Below are 21,195 nucleotides of genomic sequence, written 5' to 3'. Positions count from 1 at the left end.
CTGCTCCTCACGCCTCGGCGAGCGGCCCGTAGGCGTCCGGGCGGCGGTCGCGGTAGAACGCCCACTGCTGGCGGACCTGTTCGATCAGGCCGAGGTCGAGGTCGCGGACGACGAGTTCCTCCTCCTTGTCGGAGGCGACGTCGCCGACGAACTGACCGCGCGGGTCCACGAAGTAGGAGGTGCCGTAGAAGTCGTTGTCGCCGTACTCCTCGGTGCCGACGCGGTTGATCGCGGCGACGAAGTACTCGTTGGCGACGGCGGCGGCGGGCTGTTCGAGCTGCCAGAGGTAGCCGGACAGGCCGCGGCTGGTGGCGGAGGGGTTGTAGACGATCTGCGCGCCGGCCAGGCCCAGGGCGCGCCAGCCCTCGGGGAAGTGGCGGTCGTAGCAGATGTACACCCCGACCTTGCCGACGGCGGTGTCGAACACCGGCCAGCCGAGGTTGCCGGGCTTGAAGTAGTACTTCTCCCAGAAGCCCTTGACCTGCGGGATGTGGTGCTTGCGGTACTTGCCGAGGTAGCTGCCGTCGGCGTCGATGACGGCGGCGGTGTTGTAGTAGACGCCGGTCTGCTCCTCCTCGTAGACCGGGACGACCATCACCAGCCCGAGTTCGCGCGCGAGGTCCCGCATCCGGCGCACGGTCGGGCCGTCGGGAACGGCCTCGGCCCAGCGGTAGTGCTCGGCCTCCTGGACCTGACAGAAGTACGGGGAGTTGAAGACCTCCTGGAAGCCGATGATCTTCGCGCCCTGGGCGGCGGCCTCGCGGGCGTACCGCTCGTGGAGTGCGATCATGCTCTCCTGATCACCGGTCCAGCGGGTCTGGACGAGCGCGGCACGGACGATCTGCGACATGGGTACCTCCGCAACTCCGCGGCCCGGCCGTGCGGTCGGGCCTGCGGTCTGAGGGTTGACGGGGCTGGTCCGACCCGCGGTTCCGCTCGGGGAACCACTGGGTCTACGTGCGTAGAAAGCGATCTGTAGACGGTAGGCCCGGCCTCGGTGGCCTGACAATACGTCGGCTGAAACGCGTCTGGGGCGATCTTGTTGCGCGGACACGCGGACGGTCCCGGGTGGGATGAAAAGCTGATCTACCCCGGGAGTTGCCCTCTTACTCGTTCGAGTGAAACCAGGCACTCCTGGTGCGCAATCGGCGATGGTGGGGTAAGACCCGCGTGGACATCGTCGTGGATCACTACAAACCGTCAGTTCGCCGTGGTCTCCTACGAGTTAACGGCCCGGTCACGGGGGATCGGGCCGACGAAGCGGGGGTGTGGTGGTGAGGAATTCCGCGGCGGACACCGCGAGATCGGCGGAACCGACGGGCACGGCGCCCACGGCAGCGGGCGCCCCCACGGCACGGCCGCCCGCCCTGCCCGCCTGGGCGGGCCTGCTGCTCGCCCTCGGCGCGCTGCTGCCGCTCGTCCTCGGCGGGCTGCTCTTCCACCGCCAGGCACCGCCCGTACGGGACGTCGCCCTCCAGTTGGCCGGTTCCCGCGCGGCAGCCGAGGCGGTGGTCGGCGGGCGGGTCGCGGACCACCTGGCCGCCCTGCGCGCCGACGGCTGGCTGATCGGCGGCTACGGGCTGACGCTGGCCGCCGCGGCGCTGCTGGGCGGGTACGTGCTCGGGCCGGCGCGCCGGCGGCCGCGGGCGTTCGCGGTCGGCGGCGCCGGGCTGCTCGCGGCCTGCTGCGACCTCGGCGAGGACGCGCTGCTGCGCGCGGGGCTCGACGGCCTCCACCCGGGCGCGGGCGGCTCCGACGCCCCCTTCGCCGCCGCCACCGCGCTCGCCACCGTCAAGTGGCTGCTGCTCCTGCCCGCCGGGGCGGCCGCCGCGGGGCTGTTGCTGGTGACGGCCACCCGGGCGGTGCGCGGGCTCCGGCCGTCGCACGTGGACGCGAAGGCCTTCGGCGCCGACTCCCCCGACCGGCCGGCACTGATCCCGCCCTGGCCGATCGCCACCCGGCACGCCGCCCCGCCACCCGCCCACGCCGCGCCGGGCGCCTGCGCCACACCCGACGCCCGGGAAGCACCCGTCCGGCACGCCCACTGGCGCGACGCCGCCCGGGTGCCGCCCGGCCGCGAGCCCGCCGAGCTCGGCTTCTGCGCCTCCGGCGGCGGCATCCGCTCCGCCTGCGTCACGCTCGGCGCGCTCCAGTCGCTGCGGCCCTGGCTGAAACGGGCCCGCTACCTGGTCTCCGTCTCGGGCGGCGGCTACACCGTCGGCGCGCTCCAGCTCGCACTCAGCGACTCGGCCCCCGGCAGCCCGGTGCGCTCCGTCTCGGGCCTGACGGCCGACACCGTGCTGGAGCCCGGCTCCCCCGAGGAGGACCACCTCCGCCGGCACGGCAAGTACGTCGCCGACGGCGCCGGGGAATGGCTGGTCGCCCTCGGGACACTGCTGCGCGGCCTGCTGTCCGCCCTCACCCTGCTGCTGGCCGCCGTCCTGACGCTCGGCCTCGGACTCAGCCGCTTCTACCGGGCCGTGCCGCTCACCGACATGGGCCGGCTGGCGGCGGCCGGGCTGCGCCACGCCGGGGCCGTCGCAGGGCCGTTGGAGTTCCGGGCGCCGGCGCTCGCGGCCCTCGGCGCCCTACTGGCGTCGGCGGCCGGGTGCTGGCTGCTCTGGCTGCTGGCCTTCCCGTCGCTCGGCTGGCAGGCGCTGCTGCCACGCGCGCTGCGCCGGGTCAACCTCGGCCTGCTCGGGCTGGCCGCCCTGCTGGCCGTCGGGGTGCTGGCGGTGCCGGGGCTGGCCTGGGGCGCGGTGCGGCTCCAGCAGGCCCTGGCCGCGGGGCCGCAGCTGACCGGCGCGGGGCTCGGCCTGACCTTGGCGCTCAGCTACCTGGCACTGCTGCTCGGCATACTCTGGCGCGACCGCCGGGTGCCCGGCCGGGGTGCCGGCGCACCGGGCGAGGCCGGCGCGGCGGGCAGCGGCGCGGTCCGGCCCCGCGGCGTCCGCGCCGCCAGCCTCCCCCAGACCCTCGTGGTGTGGTCCGCCCTCCTGGCGCTGACGGCGGGTGCGCTGCTGGCCCTCGGCTGGGCGGTCGCCACCGGGTACGCCTGGCCGGCCGCCGTCCAGGTGCTGCTGCCGCTGCTGCTCGTCGCGGTCGGGCTGAACCTCGACCAGACCTGGATGAGCCTGCACCCGTTCTACCGACTGCGGCTGGCCTCGGCGTTCGCGGTCCGACGGGTCACCGAGGGCGGCCGTTCGCTGGCCCGCCCGTACCACTTCTTCCGGGAGCAGACCTGGCTGAGCCACTACGGCGCCCGGCGCCCCGACTTCCCGCAGGTGATCTTCTCGGCGGCGGCCAACCTGTCGGGCAACTCCCGTACGCCACCGGGCCGTCCGGCGGTCTCCTTCTCGCTCTCGTACGACTACGTGGGCGGTCCGGACGTCGGGTACGCGCGTACCGACCTGCTCGAGCGACGCACCCGGCCGCACATCGCCAGGGACCTCACCGTGCAGTCGGCGATGGCCGTCTCCGGCGCGGCCTTCTCCTCCGCGATGGGACGGGAATCCCGGGTCTACCAAAGGCTGTTCGCGGTCACCAACGCCCGTCTCGGCACCTGGCTGCCCAACCCCGCGGTGCTCGGCCCGGACTGGTCCGGGCCGCCGGACTGGCGCCGCTCCGCGCAGCCCGCCGTCCGCCGCCTCCCGTACCAACTGCGGGAGCTGATCGGGCGGTTCCCGGCCGACGACCGCTTCCTGCTCACCACCGACGGCGGCCACTACGAGAACCTCGGGCTGGTCGAGCTGCTGCGGCACCGGGTGCGCACGGCGGTCTGCATCGACGCCAGCGGGGACGCCGGCTACGCCACCAACCTGGCCGCCGCGATCACCCTGGCCCGCGAGGAACTGGGTGTCGCCATCACCCTGCACGAGCCCGAGCTGCTGATCCCGGGCAGCGCCGCCGAGCGGCCCGCCGAGGGCGGCGTCGCGCACGACGACGCGAACGACGGCCCCGACGGTGGCCCGGACAGCGGTACGGACAGCGGCCCGGGCGCCGGTGCGAACGGCCGCGCGGGCCGCCGACCGCCGCTGCGCGGGCTGGCGGCGCAGCTGTCCGCCAGGCTCTCGGCCCGGGCGGTGGTCACCGGGGACATCCACTACCCCGACCTGGGCGAGGGCCCCGGGGCCGTCCGACACGGCCGACTGATCGTCCTCCAGGCGGTGCTGACTCCCGACATGCCGTACGAGCTGCACGCCTACGCGATGGCGAACCGGGCCTTCCCGAACGACCGCACCAGCGACCAGTGGTTCGACCACCAGCAGTTCGACGCCTACCAGACGCTCGGCCGCCACTTGGGCGAACAGGCCGCACCGCTGGTCGAGCGGGCCCTGGCCGACCCCGCACCGGGCAGCACCACCGGGTCGCTGCCCGCGCAGCCGGCGGGTGACGCCGTGCCGGCACCGTCGGCCACTGCCCCACCGGCGCCGCGCGGCCGGGCCGAGGGGTAGCGGCCGACGGGTTGTCGACACGTGGTCGAGGGACGGTCCGCGGGTGGCCGAGGGGGCCGCCCGGCACCGGCGGTGACCGGCGGCGGGCCGTCGGCTCGGCTTGACTTCGTCCGGTTCGCTCGGGAAGGATCCGGCGCATGGAATCCGGCACCACTCTGGTCTGCCGCCTGCACGTCGATCTGCGACGCCAGGCGAGTTCCATCTGTGCCTGTTGACCTTGCTCTTCCCCGCCGGTCCCGCCCTGTGACGTCTGCCAGGGCCCGTGCCGCGCGATCGCACCCGCAGTCCTGACTTCCGCCTCCGCCCCGGCGCACCCGTGCGTGGCCGGCCGCTCCGTCGGCCCGCGCCCGTCCACGGCCGCCGGACGGCGGGCGCATCCCACCGACGTTCCCCGCCGCAACCGAGGACGCCCCCCATGAGCCTGAGCCCGAGCATCAGCCCCGACGCCCGACCGGCCGCCGACCCCGGTCCCGACTCCGCCACCGCCACCGCCACCGCCACCGCCACCGCCACCGCCACCGTCCATCGCGCCGCCCCCGGCAGCGGCACCGTCCATCGCGCCGCCACCGCCACCGCCACCGCCCATCGCGCCGCCACCGGCAGCGGCACCGGCACCGCGCGCCCCGCCGACAACGCAGGCACGGCTCGCAAGGCGGGCAACGCGAGCACCGCCGCCAACCCCGAGCCGCCACCGACGCCGCCCGCCGAGTCCACCCCCGCGCCGCTCACCCCCGGCACCCTGCGGACCATCGTCCGCGAGCTGGCCGAGCGGCCCGAGGAGTGGATCCACCACGTCCGCCTCTCCACCGAGGAGCGCTGGTACCGGCGGCTGGCCGCCGACGGGGACCACGAGGTGTGGCTGATCAGCTGGTTGCCCGGCCAGTCCACCGGTTTCCACGACCACGGCGGCTCGCGCGGCGCGTTCACCGTCGCCCTCGGCGAGTTGGAGGAGCTGTCCCTCGGCGGCCCGGACCAGGGCCTGCTGATCCGGAGGATCCCGGCCGGCACCGCCCGCGCCTTCGGCCCCGAGTACGTGCACGACGTGCGCAACACCGCCGCCGGCCCGGCCGTCACCCTGCACGCCTACTCGCCGCCGCTGAGCTCGATGGCGCATTACGACCTGCGGGTCGGCGGGCTCGTCCGCACCTCCGAGGAAGGACCCGAACAGTGGTGACCACGATCGACGACCTGGTGGAGCGGGCCCGGGAGGGCATCTACCGGCCGCGCGCCCGAGAGGCGTACCAGGCCCAGCTGGACGGCGCGCTGCTGGTGGACATCCGTCCGGCGGCACAGCGGGCGGCCGAGGGGGAGATCCCCGGCTCGCTGATCATCGAGCGCAACGTGCTGGAGTGGCGGCTCGACCCGACGGGCAGTCACCGGATTCCCGAGGCCTCGGGCTACGACGTCGAGGTGATCGTGGTCTGCTCCGAGGGCTACGCCTCCAGCCTGGCCGCCGCCTCCCTGCGCGAGCTGGGGCTCCATCGGGCGACCGACCTGGACGGTGGTTTCGTGGGCTGGGCGGCCAGCGGCCTGCCGACCCGTCAGGGCGGCTGAGCACGCGGGCGCACCGCGTGCCGGGGCGGTAAATCAAGGACAGGAGATGATGCAGGTCATAGTCTGATCAGAGTTTCCGCCGGTCCAAAGCTGGGCAACTACGCGGGCGGAAGTACGCCTGGGCGCTAGAAACTGCCGTCACCGAACGACCCGACCGAACGACCGAACGACCCAGGCGCCACCTCCCCGGGGCGCCCTGACGAGGAAACTCCACGTGATCAGATTCGAGGGCGCGGGAAAGCGCCACCCCGACGGCACCGTCGCCGTCGAGGGCCTGGACCTGGAGGTCCCGACCGGTCGGATAACCGTCCTGGTCGGGCCTTCCGGCTGCGGGAAGACCACCCTGCTGCGCATGGTCAACCGGATGGTCGAGCCCACCTCCGGCCGGGTCCTGCTGGACGACACGGACGTCGCGAAGCTGGAACCCGCCAAGCTGCGCCGTGGCATCGGCTACGTGATCCAGCAGGCCGGGCTCTTCCCGCACCGCAAGGTGATCGACAACATCGCCACCGTCCCCTACCTGCTCGGCTGGGACCGCAAGAAGGCCCGCGCCCGCGCCGCCGAACTGCTCGAACTGGTCGGGCTCGCACCGGAGACCGCCAAGCGGTACCCGTTCCAGCTGTCCGGCGGCCAGCAGCAGCGCGTCGGTGTGGCGCGCGCGCTGGCCGCCGACCCACCGGTGCTGCTGATGGACGAACCGTTCAGCGCGGTCGACCCGGTGGTGCGGGCCGGGCTCCAGGAGGAGCTGCTGCGGCTCCAGTCCGAGCTGCACAAGACGGTGCTGTTCGTCACCCACGACATCGAGGAGGCCGTCCGGCTCGGCGACCAGGTGGTGGTGCTCCGCGAGCACGGCCGGATCGCCCAGCTGGCCGACCCGCACACCCTGCTCACCACCCCCGCCGACGACGGCGTGGCCGCCTTCCTCGGGCGCGACCGGGGCCTGCGCGGCCTCGGCCTGCGCCCCGCGAACAGCGTCGAGCTCCGCCCCGTGGACGGAGGACTCCGGTACGGCGGCTGGGAGTTGACGCTGGACGACGAACGCCGCCCGATCGGCTGGATCGACCGCGACGCCGTCACCGCCGAACTGCACCCGACGGCGGGCTTCCGCCCGGACACCGACACCCTGCGCACCGCGCTGGACGCCGCCGTCCTCTCCCCCGCCGGGGTCGCGGTCGCGCTGGACGCCGACGGCCGGGTCACCGGTACGGCGAGCCGCGACGCCGTCCTCGCCGCGCTGCGGCCCGACGGCTCCGGCTCTGGCTCCGGCTCCGGCTCCGGCCCCGACTCGTCTGAGGCCGGCCCGGGCGTCCGCGTCGACAAGTCCCCGGCCGGCGCCGGAAGCCGGCCGAACGACACGGGCGGACAGCACGACGCGGCAGGCGCGGACGGAGTCGACGGTGGACGATGAACCGATCGTCCGCTGGTACTGGATCGGCGACCACCTCGGCTACCTCGGCGACCTGCTCGCCGACCACGCCGTGATCGCCCTCGTCCCCGTGCTCATCGGCCTGCTGCTGGCCGTCCCGCTCGGCCTGGCCTGCGCCCGCTACCCCCGGCTGTACCAGCCGCTGTCCGCCGTGTTCAACATCGTCTACGCGCTGCCCTCGCTGGCCGTGTTCGTGGTGCTGATCCCGTACACCGGCCTCGCCACCCAGGCGACCGTGATGATCCCGCTCACCTTCTACGCCCTCGCCGTGCTGCTGCCGACCACCGTGGACGGGCTGCGCGCCGTCCCGGACCACGTCCGGCAGGCCGCCACCGCGATGGGGTACGGGCCGTGGCACCGGCTGACCTCGGTCGAGCTCCCGGCCTCCGTGCCGTACCTGATCGCCGGACTGCGGGTCGCGGCGGTGTCCAGCATCTCGCTGGCGAGCGTCGGCGCACTGGTCGGTCGCGGCGGGCTCGGGTACCTGTTCGTCGACGGCTTCCAGCGCACCTTCCCGACCCCGATCGTGGCCGGCATCGTGCTGATCGCCGTCCTGGCCCTGGCCGTCGACCTGCTGCTGGTGGCCGCCCGGCGGCTGCTCGCGCCGTGGGCCGTCCGGGAGAAGGGAGCCGGCTCGTGAACTGGCTGAACTGGCTGAGCGACTTCTTCACCGCTCCGGACCACCTCAGCGGGCCGGACTCGATCGTGCACCGGGTCGCCGAGCACCTGGTGCTCTCCGGCGAGGCCCTGCTGTTCGCGGCGCTGCTCGCCGTCCCGCTCGGACTGCTGATCGGCTACACCGGGCGCGGCGTCACCGCGGTGACCGCGCTCGCGGGCGCCGCCCGCGCCCTGCCCACCCTCGGCCTGGTGACGCTGGCGGTGCTGCTCGCCGGGGTCGGCGACACCGCCGTGCTGGTCCCGCTGGTCGCGCTCGCCGCACCGCCGCTGCTGGTGGCCGCCGTCGAGGGGGTGCGCGGCACCGATCCGGACGTCCGGGACGCCGCGCGCGGCATCGGGCTGACCCACCCCCAGGTGCTGCGGCAGGTCTGCCTGCCCTCGGCAGCGCCGACCCTGCTGGCGGGCTTCCGCACCGCGACCGTGCAGGTCATCGCGACCGCCACGGTGGCCGCCTACGTCGGCCTGGGCGGCCTCGGCCGCTACGTCATCGACGGGCTGGCGACCCGCCAGTACGCGGTGACCGTGGGCGGCGCGCTGCTGGTGGTGCTGCTCGCGGTCGCCGCCCAGCTGTTCTTCGCGCTGCTCGCCCGGTTCGCGCTCCCGCCCGGGGTGCGTGTCCAGCAGCAGCCCAACTGACCCCGTCCGCCCTCCTCTCCAACTCCGGAAGGACATCTGTCACCATGTCGACAATCAACCGAAGCCGCCGCGTCGCCGCCATCGGCGCCCTCGCCGCGCTCGCCCTCGGCGCCACCGCCTGCGGTTCCTCCGGCGGCAACCCGCTCGACGGGGGCGCGGGCGCCTCGGCCTCGGCCTCGGCGGGCGGCTCGGGCGGCTCCGGGTCGACCGTCGTCGTCGGCTCGGCGAACTTCCCGGAGAACGTCCTGCTCGGATCGATCTACTCGCAGGCACTCAAGGCCAAGGGCGTCAAGGTCCAGGAGAAGTTCAACATCGGCAGCCGCGAGGTGCTCTACGGGCAGCTGCAGAGCGGCAACCTGACCGTCCTGCCGGAGTACAACGGCTCGCTGCTCGCCTACCTGGACGCCAAGTCCACCGCCGTCACCACCCAGGACGTGAACGCGGCGCTCACCAAGACGCTGCCGGCCCCGCTGGGCATCCTCGACTCCTCCCCGGCCGAGGACAAGGACTCGCTCAGCGTCACCCAGGAGACGGCCGACAAGGACAACCTCAAGAGCATCGCCGACCTCGCCGCCAAGGGCGGCGAGTTCACCATAGGCGGGCCGCCGGAGTTCAAGACCCGCCGCGAGCAGCAGCTCAAGGACGTCTACGGGCTGACCTTCAAGGAGTGGAAGCCCACCGCCGACACCACCGCGAACGCGCTGAAGGACGGCAGCATCCAGGTCGGCAACGTGTTCACCACGGACCCGAAGATCGCCCAGTACAAGCTCGTCCCGCTGGCCGACCCGAAGAACATCTTCGGCGCACAGAACGTCACCCCGCTGGTCTACAAGGCGGGCGTGGACGCGACCGCGACGGCGGCGCTCAACGCCGTGTCGGCCAAGCTCGACACGGCCGGGCTGACGGCGCTGATGAAGCGCGTGTCGGTGGACAAGGAGGACCCGTCGGCCGTCGCCAAGGACTGGCTGAAGTCCAACGGCCTCGGCTGACGGCCGACGGCTGACGGCTGACGGGCAGGGCCGGCGGGTCCGGCCTGCGACAGGCGGTCGGCAGGTCGACCGGTAGGCGGGCGCGGCCCTCGGCTGCCCCGGAGGAGCTTCCTCCGGGGCAGCCGCGCTGTCGCTCCGGAGATCGCCCTCCGACCATCGGGGGACCTTCCCTTCTACGCCGCGAACATGACAGTCTGGGCGCCATGCGCACTCGTCTCCTCGCCGCCACCCTCACGGCACTCGCCGCGGTGAGCCTCGCTGCCTGCTCCAGCTCCGGATCGGGCTCAGGATCGGGCTCGGACAAGGCCACCTCCGCGGCCGGCTCCCCCACCGCCGCCGCCTCGGCCGCCGCGCCCTCCGGCGCCGCAACCACGCCTGCGGCCCCCGCGCCCGACTCGGCCGCCCCCACGGCCGACGGCGCCACCGGCGCGCCCGCCCCCGACGGCGGCACCTCGGGAGCCCCCGCACCGGCCAAGCCCGCGCCGCCCGCCGACGCCGGACTGCCCGCCAAGCCGGGCACCGACCTGACGGCCAAGCTGGTCTCCGCCCTGGACGCGATCGACCCGACGATCGTCGACGGCAAGCCGGACCAGGCCGTGGACCGGGCGCGCAACCAGTGCCAGTCGATCTACCAGTTCCCCAAGGACAAGCAGAAGTTGACCGAGCTGGCCAACCAGCGCTTCACCTCGGCCGCACACCCGCAGGGCTTCGGACCGGACACCGCCGCGAAGATCAACGAAGCGCTGCTCGCCACGCTCTGCCCGCCGGGCCGCTGATCCGGACGGCGGCCCCGCCCGCCCGTCGACCCGGGGGTCCGCATGCCCGCGAATCCCCGACACCATGAACCGCCCGGCGTCCTGAGCGCCGGGCCGCCGTGGCCGCGCCCCCTCGTCGGGTGCGCGGCCACGGCTTTCTCGTTTCCGGCGCCTCCCACCGCCATCGGCATCCCCACCGCCCCGGGCGCCAGAGCGCCCCCTTCCGCCGAGCGGACCGTCTGCTGACGAACTGTTAGGTCTCTTGACAGACCAGTGGTCTAGTCCAAACATAAGCATGTCGATCCGACCGGGATGCACTGTGGGGGTGTGACCACCGGCGGCTGAGGCACTGCCCTGCCATGCTCCGCTCCACCCCCGCTCCGTACGGCGCACACGTCCGCACGCCGCCCGCGTCCGCGCGAGTCGGTGGGCCTTCGCACGCCCGAACTCCCGCACTCACGCACGCACTCCCGATGTCCGACCCGGTCCCGGGATCACGGCCGACCCCACACGGCCGACCCCTCCAGGACCGGCCGCACCTCCCCAACGTCCTGCCCCACCACGTCTGTTGGAGAATTCATGCGCCTTCGCCGAACAGTCCAGGCCGTGTTCACGGCCTGCGCCACGCTGGCCGCCTCGGCCGGCCTGGTCGCCGCCGGGACGAGCTCCGCCCAGGCCGCCACCCCGCTCCCCAGCCGGGTCTTCGCCCCTTACTTCGAGGCCTGGACCGGCCAGAGCCCGGCCCAGCTGGCCGCGCAGTCCGGCGCCAAGCACCTGACCATGGCGTTCCTCCAGACCGCCACCAAGGGCTCCTGCACGCCGTACTGGAACGGCGACTCCTCGATGCCGGTGTCCTCCGCCACCTTCGGCGCCGACATCGCGACCATCCGCGCCAACGGCGGGGACGTGATCCCGTCCTTCGGCGGCTACACCGCCGACAACACCGGCACCGAGCTGGCCGACAGCTGCACCGACGTCAACCAGATCGCGGCCGCCTTCGAGAACGTGATCACCACCTACGACGTCAGCCGGATCGACCTCGACATCGAGGACAACTCGCTGACCAACACCGCTGGGATCGACCGCCGCAACAAGGCGATCAAGATCGTGGAGGACTGGGCCGCCGCCAACGGCCGGACCATCCAGTTCTCCTACACGCTGCCCACCACCACCTCCGGGCTGGCCAGCAGCGGGCTCGCGGTGCTGAAGAACGCGGTCAGCAACAACGCGCGGATCGATGTCGTCAACATGATGACCTTCGACTACTACGACAACGCCGCCCACGACATGGCGGCCGACACCCAGACCTCCGCGCAGGGCCTCTACAACCAGCTCGCCAAGCTCTACCCGTCCAAGACCCCGGCCCAGCTGTGGGGTTCGATCGGGATCACCGAGATGATCGGTGTCGACGACTTCGGCCCGGCCGAGACCTTCACCGTGGCCAACGCCACCACCGTGTACAACTGGGCGGTCTCCAAGGGCATCAACACGCTGTCGTTCTGGGCGCTCCAGCGCGACAACGGCGGCTGCCCGGGCACGGCCGGCAGTGACTCCTGCTCCGGGATCTCCCAGAACACCTGGGACTTCACCCACATCTTCGCGCCGTTCACCAGCGGCTCGACGGTGAACAACGACTTCTCGGTGTCGGTCAGCCCGAACTCCGCCACGGTCGCGGCCGGTTCGTCCACCTCGGCGACCGTCGCGACGGCCGTGACGGCTGGCTCGGCGCAGAGCGTCAACCTCACGGTCAGCGGCGCCCCGGCCGGCGTCACCGCCACCGTCACCCCCGGCAGCGTCACCGCCGGCAGCAGTGCCACGCTCAACATCAGCACCACCTCCTCGGTGGCGCCCGGGAGTTACCCGATCACCGTCACCGGCGCGGCGGCCTCCGGAAGCCACACCAGCACCTTCACCCTGAACGTCACCGGCACCCAGCCCGGCAACGACTTCTCGGTCGCGGTGAACCCGACCTCCGGTACGGTCGCGGCCGGCTCGTCCACCTCCGCCACCATCGCGACGGCGGTCACCGCTGGCTCGGCGCAGAACCTCAACCTCACGATCACCACCGTCCCGGCCGCCGGCATCAACGCCACCGTCACCCCGGGCAGCGTCACCGCCGGCAACAGCGCCACGCTCAACATCTCCACCACCGCGGCCGCGAACCCGGGCTCCTACCCGCTGACCGTCACGGCCACCGGGGCCTCCGGCAGCCACAGCGCGACCTACACGCTGACCGTCACCGGGACCGGCCCGACGACCGGGCTGGTCAACGGCGACCTGGAGAGCGGCAGCCTCGCCCCGTGGACCTGCCAGAGCGGCGGCGCCGTGGTCTCCACCCCGGTCCACTCCGGCACCAAGGCGCTCCAGGCCGCGGCCACCGCCGCCCAGACCGGCGAGTGCTCGCAGACCGTCACGCTGAAGCCCAACACCAGCTACACCCTGAGCGGTTGGGTGCAGGGCAACTACGCCTACGTCGGCGTCAGCGGCGGTGCCACCGCCAGCGCCTGGGCCAACTCCTCCGGCTGGACCAAGCTGTCCGTCCCCTTCACCACCGGGGCCAACGGCACCGTCACCGTGTACCTGCACGGCTGGTACGGCCAGGGCAACGTGTACGGGGACGACTTCTCCATCGCCTGAGTCCGCTTCGGGTGGCGAGAGACCACTGACGACTGACGGATGACGAACGACGGATGACAGCTGACAGATTTCAACATCTGTCAGCTGTCATCCGTTTTCCGTTCGCTGTTCGCTGTTCGCTGTTCGCCGTATTCGGCTCGCCGTCAGCTGCCCGCCGTTCGCATCCGCTCCGGGCGGCACAGCGCCAGGTACGCCACCGTCGCCAGTACCCCGCACACCAGGACCACCAGCGCCAGCAGCACCGCCGACGGCCGACCGCCGAGGCTGCTCAGCGGTGCGACCACCGCGCCGCACAGGAAGTTGCCCGTCCCGAGCAGCGCCGACGCCGTGCCCGCCACCTTCGGCTCGACCAGGCCGAGCGCCTGGGCGGCGGTGTTCGGCAGCAACACCCCCAGGCTGCCCATCATCACGAACAGCGGCGGACAGAAGCCGGCCAGTCCGAAGTCCCACACCGTCGTCAGCAGCACCAGCGCCACCCCGGCGGCGACCGCCGACGCGAGGCTGCCCAGCATCAGCGTCCGCTGCGTGAATCGCGGCGCCAGCACCCGCCCATTCAGCTGGGTCATCACCACGATCGCGAACGAGTTCAGCCCGAACAGCAGGCTGTAGGTCTGCGGCGAGACCTGGTACACGTTCTGGAGCACGGTCGACGACCCGCTGATGTAGCCGAACAGCGCCCCGAAGGCGAGGGAGCTGGTCAGCGCCAGCCCGAGGAACGGCAGGTTGCGCAGCAACCCCCCCATCGTCCGCAGGGCCGCGCCCACCCCGCCGCGGTCCCGGGTCTCCGGCGGCAGCGTCTCGCGCAGCACGCCGAACGAGACCAGGGCGAGCAGCAGCCCGAGCGCCGTGAGCACGCCGAAGGTGCCGCGCCACGAGGTGAACCGCATCAGCTGCGCCCCGATGATCGGGGCGAGGATCGGCGCCAGCCCCGATATCAGGGCGATCGAGGCGAGGAAGCGCAGCAGGGCAACGCCCTGGAAGCGGTCCCGGGACACGGCGCGCCCGATCACCAGTCCGGCGGAGCCGGCCGCGCCCTGGACGAACCGGCCGGCGATCAGCACCGACAGGTTCGGCGCGAACACGCACACCAGGCTCGACAGGGTGTAGAGGACGAGCCCCGCGAGCAGCGGAGTGCGGCGCCCGAAGCGGTCGCTGAGCGGCCCGAAGAGCAGCTGCCCGGCGGCGACCCCGAGCATCGAGAAGGTCAGGGTGAGCTGGACGGCGGCCGGCTGGGCGACCAGGTCGTCGGCGATCGCGGGCAGGCCCGGCAGGTAGAGGTCGGTGGTGAGCGGGCCGAGCGCGGTGAGTCCGCCGAGGACCGCGATCACGGCCCAGCCGGGACGGGCCTGGCCGGTGGCGGGTGTGGTGGCGGATGCGGGGGTGGGTGTGGTGGCGGCAGCGGTCGACGTGTCGTCGGTGGGGCCGACGGTCGGGCCGGGCATGGTGCTCCTTACGGACGGGTGACGTGGGGTTCGTTCGCGCTCCGTCCTATCGCAGCCCGGTCGGGTTCCGACAGCGGGGGTGCGCACTGTTCGGCCGTCGGCGTGCGTCCCGGGCGGATCGTCCGCCACCGCCGCGGCCCGCACACGACGGCGGCCCGCCCGCACCGGAAGGTGCGGGCGGGCCGTTGCGTTCTCCGTGCCCCGGGGTGCGACGCGCCGCCCCGGCCACCGGCCTCGGCGCCTGGCGACGTGCTCGGCGGCCTCAGCGCCTGGCGACGTGCTCGGCGCGCAGCGCCGCCTGCATCGCCGCGCCGTCCTGCCACGCGTAGAGCTGGTTGCCGGTCAGCGCCACGTTGTAGTGCCCGCAGGTGCCGGTGGCCTTGGTTGCGACGTTCTCGGGGAACCAGCCGGCCTTGAGCGCCTCCGGCACCGGGTGCGCGCTCTTGCCCGGCAGCCCGGTGTGGCAGCCGGCGGGCAGCCGGCCCTCCGGGAGGGTGGCGAACAGCAGGCGGTCGTCACCCCTGGTGGACATCATGTACTTCACCCCGGAGGCGTTGTCGGGGAGCCAGCTCGGCATCGACCCGCGGTCGGCCTTGGCCTGGACGCCGGTCTCGTACGAGCCCTGCTGCTGGTGGTGTTCGTCGTACCAGTCGAACACCCGCGGGCCGATTGCCACGGCCGCCACGGCGACGGCCATGCCGGTGCCCGCGACTCCCATCGCGACCTTGCTCACGATGCTCTTCATGCCCGACTGTCCTCTCCGTGTCGTGACCGGTGCGGCTGTTGCCGCTCGTCTCCGCCGCCGACGGCCGCTCAGGCGGCACCGCCGGCCCGGTCGGCGTGCTCCGCCGTCCGGTGCAACCATCCTGGCCCGTCCGCACCCGTCGGATCGTCACCACCAGGTCGCGATCCTGTCTCCGACCCACGGGGTAGCGTCTCCACCTTCAGACGTACGCCCGTCGGCGGGGACCCTGAGGTCTTCGGGTTCCGGGCCCCGATCGAGCCTCGCCGAAGCCCGGGGCCGCCGCAGCCCGACCTGCTGCACCCGGGGCACCGGCGGCTGCCCGACGCGGCCGTCCGGGTCTCAGACCGACGCCGGCACCGGGCGGGCGACCGGGAACGGGCGGCCGTCGAGGGTCCAGTGCGGGTCGATCGGGCGCAGCAGCGAGGCGTACACCTGCGCGGCGACGTCCGGGTGGCGGATCTCGCCGGTGGGCGGGCCGGCCGGGATGTCGTGCCCGGCGCAGGCCACCCAGGCCGTCCGTTCCTCGGCCGTACGGCCGCCGTGGCCGCCGGCGTCCACGTGCCCGTGGTCGGTGACGACGATGACCGTCCACTGCTCCTCGGCGTAGGTCTCACGGCCGCGGACGGCGTCGAGGAGGCGGCCGAGGCGCTCGTCGGCGGTGCGCATGGCCGCGCGGTACTCGTCGCCGCAACCCAGGAAGTGGGCGGTCTCGTCGACGGCGCCGAGGTAGACGAAGGAGGCCTCCGGGTCGGCGGTGCCGAGGACGTGGACGGCCTCCCGGGTGACCTCCTCGTCCACCGTCTCCCAGGCCTCGGGGGTGTCCTCGGCGGGAGCTATGTACGAGAGCCGGCCGGGGGCGCGGAAGAGCGGGCCGCCGGACTCGTTGATCATCAGCGGGTCCCAGCCGGCCGCGACGAAGGTGCGGCGGCGGTCGCCCCGGGCGAGGCGGGTGGCGAAGTCGGGGAACACGTCGAGGCGGTTGCCGCCCAGGTGGTTGCCCCAGACCCCGTGCTTGGTGGGCTCGACCCCGGTCACGATGGTGGCCCAGCACGGCCCGGACATGGTGGGCGTGGTGTCCGCGACGGTGACCGGCACCAGGAACCCGGCCTCGGCGACCTCCCGCAGGCGCAGCATCGGCACCTGCTCCAGGTAGTCGTGGCGGACTCCGTCGATCCCGACGACGAGCACGCGGGGGCGGGGCCACTGGGCAGCGGACATGGGCGGTTCCTTTCGGTCGTGCGACCCGGCCGCGCCCGCCGAGGGCGCCGCCGACCGCGCCATGCTTCACCGGCCGCCGTACCGGTCGGCGTCGCACCACCGAACACGGGGTGGCCACCAGGTGTCGGGAAGTCGCCATTCCGCTCTCGGCCATTCCACTCTCGGCGGGTCGGCGCGCGGCCGGTCCACTCGCGGCCGGTCGGCGCGCGGCTGGTCCACTCGCGGCCGGTCGGTTCGCGTCGGTTACCGTCAGCCGGCCGGTTCGCGGTCGGCTGCCCGTCGGCCGGTCGCCGACGGCCGGACGAAGCGGCGGTCGGCCGCGTCGAGTTCGGCGGCCGGTCGGGCGGCGCGCAGCACCACGTCGAGGACCCGCTCCGGGTCCGCGGCGTAGCAGTGCGCGAGCCAGGGCAGGTTCGCCTCGACCACGGCCCAGTGGTCCGCCGGGTCGTACGGATCGGCAATCGGGCCGACGTCCAGAACGGCGGCGCTGGGCAGGGCGTCGGCGGCCTCGGCGTGCGGGACGGTGGTGCTGGTCCGCTGGGCCGAGGTGAGCAGGACGCGCTCCCCCGTGCCCGGGGCGTCGGCGGGCGACGTCACGGCTGCGGGCGGAACTCGTGGACGACCTCGACGCGGCCGACGATGTGGCGGTTGAACTCCTCCAACTCCTCGGCGGGCACCCAGAGTTCGAGGATCGTCCGGCCGCCCGCCCGCTGCACGGGGTAGCGGGCGAGGAAGGCGGTGTCGACCTTGAAGCGGGTGACGTAGCCGACGCCGGAGGCGGGGACGTTCCAGTCCCGGGCGATGCGGATCGCGTAGTCCTCGTTGAGGACGGGGTAGAAGATCGGCTGCTCGGGCAGGCGGGGCGGCCAGGCGCGCCAGTCGGCGGCCTCGACCAGGGCCAGCTCCTCGGGGCCGGTGGGGCGCCAGAGGGTGGTGGTCGGGGGCGGCGTCGGGGCGAACGGGCTGGTCATGGCAGGGACGGTAGCCGGGCCGCGACGGGCCCGGCCACCGGTTTTCCCGGGCCGGCGCGGGGCCGCGGGGGGGAAGGTTCAGGGAGAAAAGGGCGGGGGTGGAGCAGGGCCCGTCAGCGGTAGGCGGACTCGCCGGTGATGGCCTCGCCGAGGACCAGGGTGTGGATCTCGCTGGTGCCCTCGTAGGTGAGCACCGACTCCAGGTTGTTGGCGTGCCGCAGCACCGGGTACTCGGTGGTGATGCCGTTGGCCCCGAGGACGGTCCGGGCGCTGCGGGCGATCTCCAGCGCGGTACGGACGTTGTTGAGCTTGCCAAAGCTGACGTGCGGCGGGCGGGCCGCGCCCTGCTCCTTGAGCCGGCCGATCCGCAGGGCGACCAGGTACGCCTTCTCGACCTCCAGCATCATCTCGACGAGCTTCTGCTGGGTCAGCTGGAAGCCCGCGATCGGGCGGTCGAACTGGATCCGGGTCTTGGCGTAGTCCAGGGCGGCGGTGTAGCAGTCGCGGGCGGCGCCGACGGTGCCCCAGAGGATGCCGTAGCGGGCCTCGTTGAGGGAGGAGAGCGGTCCGCGCAGGCCGACCACCCCGGGCAGCACGGCGTCGGTGGGCAGCACCACCTCGTCGAAGGCCAGCTCGCTGGTGACGGAGGCGCGCAGCGAGAGCTTGCCGTGCACGTCGGTGGCGGTCAGGCCGCGGGTGCCGCGCTCGACCAGGAAGCCGCGCACGCCCTCCTCGGTCTGCGCCCACACCACGGCGACGTCGGCGATGCCGCCGTTGGTGATCCACATCTTGCTGCCGGACAGCACCCAGTCGCCGCCCCCGCCGCCCTTGCGCACCGCCCGGGTGCGCATGTTGGCCGGATCCGAGCCGAAGTCCGGTTCGGTCAGGCCGAAGCAGCCGATGAGTTCGCCGGCGGCCATGCCGGGCAGCCAGCGCTGCTTCTGCTCCTCGGAACCGAAGGCGTGGATGGAGCGCATGGCCAGCGAGCCCTGGACGGAGACGAAGCTGCGCAGCCCGGAGTCGGCCGCCTCCAGTTCCATGCAGGCCACCCCGTACGCCACCGCGTCGGCGCCCGCGCAGCCGTAACCGTCGAGGTGCATGCCGAGCACGCCCAGGGCGCCGAGTTCGGGGGCGAGTTCGCGGGCCGGGAAGACCCCGCGCTCGAACCAGTCGCCGATGTGCGGGCGGATGCGCTCCTCGGTGAACCGGCGGACGGTGTCGCGGATCAGCCGCTCCTCGTCGGAGAGCAGGTCTCCGACGGCGAGCAGGTCGGACGGGTCGATCCGGGTCGGCTTCGTCATTGAAGCTCCTTGTACTCTCGGCGGAATACCGGCGAGTATCGCGCACCCGGCCGGGCTGTGGGCGGGCGTGAACGAGTGAGGATGGCGACATGTCCGACGACGCGTACGTGGTCGGCGAGCTGACGGCCGGGGAGCTGGACGACTCGGCCGAGGAACTCGCCGCACTGCTGGTGGAGACGGTGCGCGCGGGCGCCTCGGTCGGGTTCCTCGCCCCGCTCGCGCCCGAGGAGGCCGCGGCGTGGTGGCGGGCGCTCGGCCCGGACGTCGCGGCCGGGCGCCTGGTGCTGTGGACCGCGCGGACCCGGGTCGGCGGGCGGCTCGCCGGCACGGTGCAGCTGCGGCCGGCCACCACCGCGAACGGCCGGCACCGGGGCGAGGTGGCCAAGCTGATGGTGCACCCGGCCGACCGGGGGCAGCGGCTGGCCGGGCGGCTGCTGGCGGCCCTGGAGGCGCGGGCGGTGGCGCTGGGCATCCGGCTGCTGGTGCTGGACACCGAGACCGGCAGCCCGGCCGAGCGGCTGTACGAGGCGGCCGGTTGGAGCCGGGTCGGTTCGGTGCCGGACTTCGCGGCCGACCCGACGGGTACGCTCCGGCCGACCACCATCTTCTTCAAGTCGCCGACGGACCGGGCGGCACCGACGGACCGGGCCGCGGTGACGGGCTGACGCGCTGACGGGCCGGGCGGCCGGGGTGACGGCCGGCGGGGCACGACCTATCGGGACGGAGCGGGGGCAGGACATGGCACGTTGGGCGCTGGTCGTGGAGGAGACGGTCGGCAGCGGGCACGACCGGACCTGGGGCAGCAAGGTGCTGGCCGAGGTCGAGGGCAGCCGGGAGGAGGCCGTCGAGGAGCTGAAGCGGCTCGTCCCCTCCTACACGCCGCAGCACCCGTTCAACAGCCGGCGGCGGACGCTGCTCCGCGACGGGGACACCTACCTGCTGATCTCACAGGGGAGCATGCGCGACTACCACTGCGTGTTCAAGGTGTGGGAGCTGCTCTGGGACAGCAAGCGGCCGGAGGTCCAGGCGGAGCGCCTGACCGAGGGCGCCGGGGAGGAGCAGTGACCGGTGGCCGGTGACGGGCGGACGGATGAGGGCGGACGGACGGCGGCGGGCAGGTGACGGCGAACAGATGACAGCCGACAGATGTCAGCTGACAGATTTCAAACTCTGTCAGCTGACATCTGTCATCCGTCCGCCGTCACCCCACCCCGCACAGCCGCAGCACCGCTGTCGTCGCCGCACCCGCGACGACCACCGCCGGGAACGGCGCCCGGCGCAGCGCGAGCACCCCCGCGACCAGCACGCCCGCCGGGCGGGCCCATCCCGCGAAGCCGTGCCCCTGGGTCAGCGCACCGGTCGCGACCAGGGCCACCAGCAGCACCGCCGCCGCGACCGCCAGCAGGTGCCGCAGTCGCTCCGAGAGGGCGAGTCGGCCGGCGAGCAACGGCCCGGCCAGCCGGTAGGCGTACGTTCCGGCCGCCAGCAGCAGGATCGCGTACAGCGGCATCATCGGACCGCCTCCTTCTTCCCGTTCACCGCGCCCACGTCGTCCGCCGCCTTCCGGTCCGCCTTCCCCGCCGCCGGCCGTCCGGCGAACAGCAGCCCGACGAGGGCGAGCAGCACCGGCAGCCCGGCCGGGACGAACGGCGTGGCCGCCACCGCGACCACCGCGCCCACCAGCGCCGCCGTACGGGTGCGGCGGTCCGCGAGCGAGGGCAGGACGAGTGCGAGCAGTACCGCGGGGAAGGCCGCGTCCAGGCCGAGCGCGTCCGTGTCGCCGATCAGCCCGCCCGCGAGCGCTCCAAGCAGCACCGAGATGTTCCAGACCACGAACAGCGCGATCCCGCAGAGCCAGTAGACGGCCCGGCGGCGACGCGGTTCGTCCTGCTGCAGGGCGAAGGCGGCGGTCTCGTCGGTGAGCAGCTGCGCGCCCAGCAGGCGTCGCCACCACGGGCCGTCGAGCACGTCGGCCACGGTGAAGCCGAAGGGCAGCAGCCGGGCGTTGAGGACCAGTCCGGTGGCGACCGCGGCGAGGGCGCCGCCGCCGGAGAGCACCACGCCGACCGCCGCGAACTGGGAGCCACCGGCGAACACCAGGACGGAGAGGGCGACGGGCACCCAGAGGGGCAGGCCGCCGGAGACGCTGATCGCGCCGAAGGAGGCGCCGACGAGGGCGTCGGCCAGACAGACCAGAGCGACGTCCCGAAGGGTGGCACGCTCCAGTGTTCGGATTAGCGAACGCATGTTCATTAGAGTGAACCGCCTCGGCGTCGTTCGTCAAGGCGAACGGGTAGACCGATCGGGCGAACGATGGTCGACTCGGCCGATCGTGGCAGCATGAACGGCGGCATCAGCCGCACCGAGAGCCGTGGAAGGGGCCAGGAGG

General features: G+C 73.5%; 21 protein-coding genes. 12 read left to right on the top strand and 9 right to left on the bottom strand.

Going from position 1 to position 21,195, the window contains the following annotated elements; all coding sequences use genetic code 11:
* Window positions 1–7: 7 nt before the first annotated feature.
* Complete coding sequence (locus ACGF0D_RS03765; protein WP_392871972.1) at window positions 8–850, bottom strand: nitrilase-related carbon-nitrogen hydrolase; 843 nt, start codon at window positions 848–850, stop codon at window positions 8–10.
* A 424-nt stretch (window positions 851–1,274) separates the two neighbouring features.
* Here ACGF0D_RS03765 and ACGF0D_RS03760 point away from each other — a divergent pair, with 424 nt between their 5' ends.
* The 10 genes from ACGF0D_RS03760 (at window position 1,275) to ACGF0D_RS03715 (ending at window position 13,129) form a co-directional block, all read left to right on the top strand.
* Window positions 1,275–4,454, top strand: a complete 3,180-nt coding sequence (locus ACGF0D_RS03760; protein ID WP_392913849.1) for a hypothetical protein — start codon at window positions 1,275–1,277, stop codon at window positions 4,452–4,454.
* A gap of 137 nt (window positions 4,455–4,591) precedes the next feature.
* Window positions 4,592–4,669, top strand: a complete 78-nt coding sequence (locus tag ACGF0D_RS03755; RefSeq protein ID WP_350736542.1) for a putative leader peptide — start codon at window positions 4,592–4,594, stop codon at window positions 4,667–4,669.
* Between the two features lie 200 nt (window positions 4,670–4,869).
* The gene (locus ACGF0D_RS03750; protein ID WP_392913848.1) at window positions 4,870–5,628 is read left to right on the top strand and encodes a cysteine dioxygenase; all 759 of its coding nucleotides are present in this window, start codon (window positions 4,870–4,872) and stop codon (window positions 5,626–5,628) included.
* Window positions 5,622–6,008 (top strand): rhodanese-like domain-containing protein, encoded by a 387-nt coding sequence (locus ACGF0D_RS03745; RefSeq protein ID WP_392871981.1) that lies wholly within the window; start codon window positions 5,622–5,624, stop codon window positions 6,006–6,008. Before ACGF0D_RS03750 ends, ACGF0D_RS03745 begins: the two co-directional genes overlap by 7 nt.
* Window positions 6,009–6,222: 214 nt before the next feature.
* Window positions 6,223–7,416: an ABC transporter ATP-binding protein gene (locus ACGF0D_RS03740; protein WP_392913847.1), complete on the top strand. Its 1,194-nt coding sequence runs from the start codon at window positions 6,223–6,225 to the stop codon at window positions 7,414–7,416.
* Window positions 7,406–8,074 (top strand): ABC transporter permease, encoded by a 669-nt coding sequence (locus ACGF0D_RS03735; protein ID WP_392871987.1) that lies wholly within the window; start codon window positions 7,406–7,408, stop codon window positions 8,072–8,074. Before ACGF0D_RS03740 ends, ACGF0D_RS03735 begins: the two co-directional genes overlap by 11 nt.
* Complete coding sequence (locus ACGF0D_RS03730; RefSeq protein ID WP_392913846.1) at window positions 8,071–8,748, top strand: ABC transporter permease; 678 nt, start codon at window positions 8,071–8,073, stop codon at window positions 8,746–8,748. Before ACGF0D_RS03735 ends, ACGF0D_RS03730 begins: the two co-directional genes overlap by 4 nt.
* Window positions 8,749–8,792: 44 nt before the next feature.
* Window positions 8,793–9,737, top strand: a complete 945-nt coding sequence (locus tag ACGF0D_RS03725) for an ABC transporter substrate-binding protein (RefSeq protein WP_392913845.1) — start codon at window positions 8,793–8,795, stop codon at window positions 9,735–9,737.
* 203 nt (window positions 9,738–9,940) lie between these two features.
* Window positions 9,941–10,513, top strand: a complete 573-nt coding sequence (locus tag ACGF0D_RS03720) for a hypothetical protein (RefSeq protein WP_392871995.1) — start codon at window positions 9,941–9,943, stop codon at window positions 10,511–10,513.
* A 558-nt stretch (window positions 10,514–11,071) separates the two neighbouring features.
* A complete protein-coding gene (locus ACGF0D_RS03715; protein WP_392913844.1) occupies window positions 11,072–13,129 on the top strand; it encodes a glycosyl hydrolase family 18 protein in 2,058 nt (685 codons plus the stop codon).
* A gap of 143 nt (window positions 13,130–13,272) precedes the next feature.
* On the opposite strand, the gene ACGF0D_RS03710 is transcribed toward ACGF0D_RS03715, so the two are convergent.
* From ACGF0D_RS03710 to ACGF0D_RS03685, 6 genes are all read right to left on the bottom strand, one after another.
* Complete coding sequence (locus ACGF0D_RS03710; protein WP_392913843.1) at window positions 13,273–14,571, bottom strand: multidrug effflux MFS transporter; 1,299 nt, start codon at window positions 14,569–14,571, stop codon at window positions 13,273–13,275.
* A gap of 262 nt (window positions 14,572–14,833) precedes the next feature.
* Complete coding sequence (locus ACGF0D_RS03705) at window positions 14,834–15,316, bottom strand: hypothetical protein (RefSeq protein WP_392872004.1); 483 nt, start codon at window positions 15,314–15,316, stop codon at window positions 14,834–14,836.
* Between the two features lie 339 nt (window positions 15,317–15,655).
* A complete protein-coding gene (locus ACGF0D_RS03700; protein WP_392913842.1) occupies window positions 15,656–16,534 on the bottom strand; it encodes an alkaline phosphatase family protein in 879 nt (292 codons plus the stop codon).
* 249 nt (window positions 16,535–16,783) lie between these two features.
* Complete coding sequence (locus ACGF0D_RS03695) at window positions 16,784–17,131, bottom strand: hypothetical protein (RefSeq protein WP_392913841.1); 348 nt, start codon at window positions 17,129–17,131, stop codon at window positions 16,784–16,786.
* Window positions 17,128–17,505 (bottom strand): ADP-ribosylation/crystallin J1, encoded by a 378-nt coding sequence (locus ACGF0D_RS03690; RefSeq protein WP_392872013.1) that lies wholly within the window; start codon window positions 17,503–17,505, stop codon window positions 17,128–17,130. The genes ACGF0D_RS03695 and ACGF0D_RS03690 overlap by 4 nt, the downstream gene beginning before the upstream one ends.
* Before the next feature lie 113 nt (window positions 17,506–17,618).
* The gene (locus ACGF0D_RS03685) at window positions 17,619–18,806 is read right to left on the bottom strand and encodes an acyl-CoA dehydrogenase family protein (RefSeq protein ID WP_392913840.1); all 1,188 of its coding nucleotides are present in this window, start codon (window positions 18,804–18,806) and stop codon (window positions 17,619–17,621) included.
* 89 nt (window positions 18,807–18,895) lie between these two features.
* Here ACGF0D_RS03685 and ACGF0D_RS03680 point away from each other — a divergent pair, with 89 nt between their 5' ends.
* Window positions 18,896–19,471 carry a GNAT family N-acetyltransferase gene (locus tag ACGF0D_RS03680; protein WP_392913839.1) on the top strand — a complete coding sequence of 192 codons (576 nt, stop codon included), beginning with the start codon at window positions 18,896–18,898 and terminating at the stop codon, window positions 19,469–19,471.
* Window positions 19,472–19,544: 73 nt separating this feature from the next.
* Entirely contained in the window at window positions 19,545–19,871 is a 327-nt protein-coding gene (locus tag ACGF0D_RS03675; RefSeq protein ID WP_392913838.1) for a hypothetical protein, read from the top strand.
* A gap of 136 nt (window positions 19,872–20,007) precedes the next feature.
* Here the strand turns inward: ACGF0D_RS03675 and ACGF0D_RS03670 are convergent, their stop codons facing one another.
* Both ACGF0D_RS03670 and ACGF0D_RS03665 read right to left on the bottom strand, forming a co-directional pair.
* Window positions 20,008–20,316, bottom strand: coding sequence for an AzlD domain-containing protein (locus ACGF0D_RS03670; RefSeq protein WP_392872766.1), 309 nt, complete (start codon window positions 20,314–20,316; stop codon window positions 20,008–20,010).
* Window positions 20,316–21,053: an AzlC family ABC transporter permease gene (locus ACGF0D_RS03665; RefSeq protein WP_392913837.1), complete on the bottom strand. Its 738-nt coding sequence runs from the start codon at window positions 21,051–21,053 to the stop codon at window positions 20,316–20,318. The genes ACGF0D_RS03670 and ACGF0D_RS03665 overlap by 1 nt, the downstream gene beginning before the upstream one ends.
* Window positions 21,054–21,195 lie beyond the last annotated feature (142 nt).

Origin of the sequence: Kitasatospora sp. NPDC048298 (assembly GCF_043201465.1) — a bacterium.
Taxonomy (GTDB): domain Bacteria; phylum Actinomycetota; class Actinomycetes; order Streptomycetales; family Streptomycetaceae; genus Kitasatospora.
This window is presented reverse-complemented; position numbering and strand designations above follow the sequence as displayed.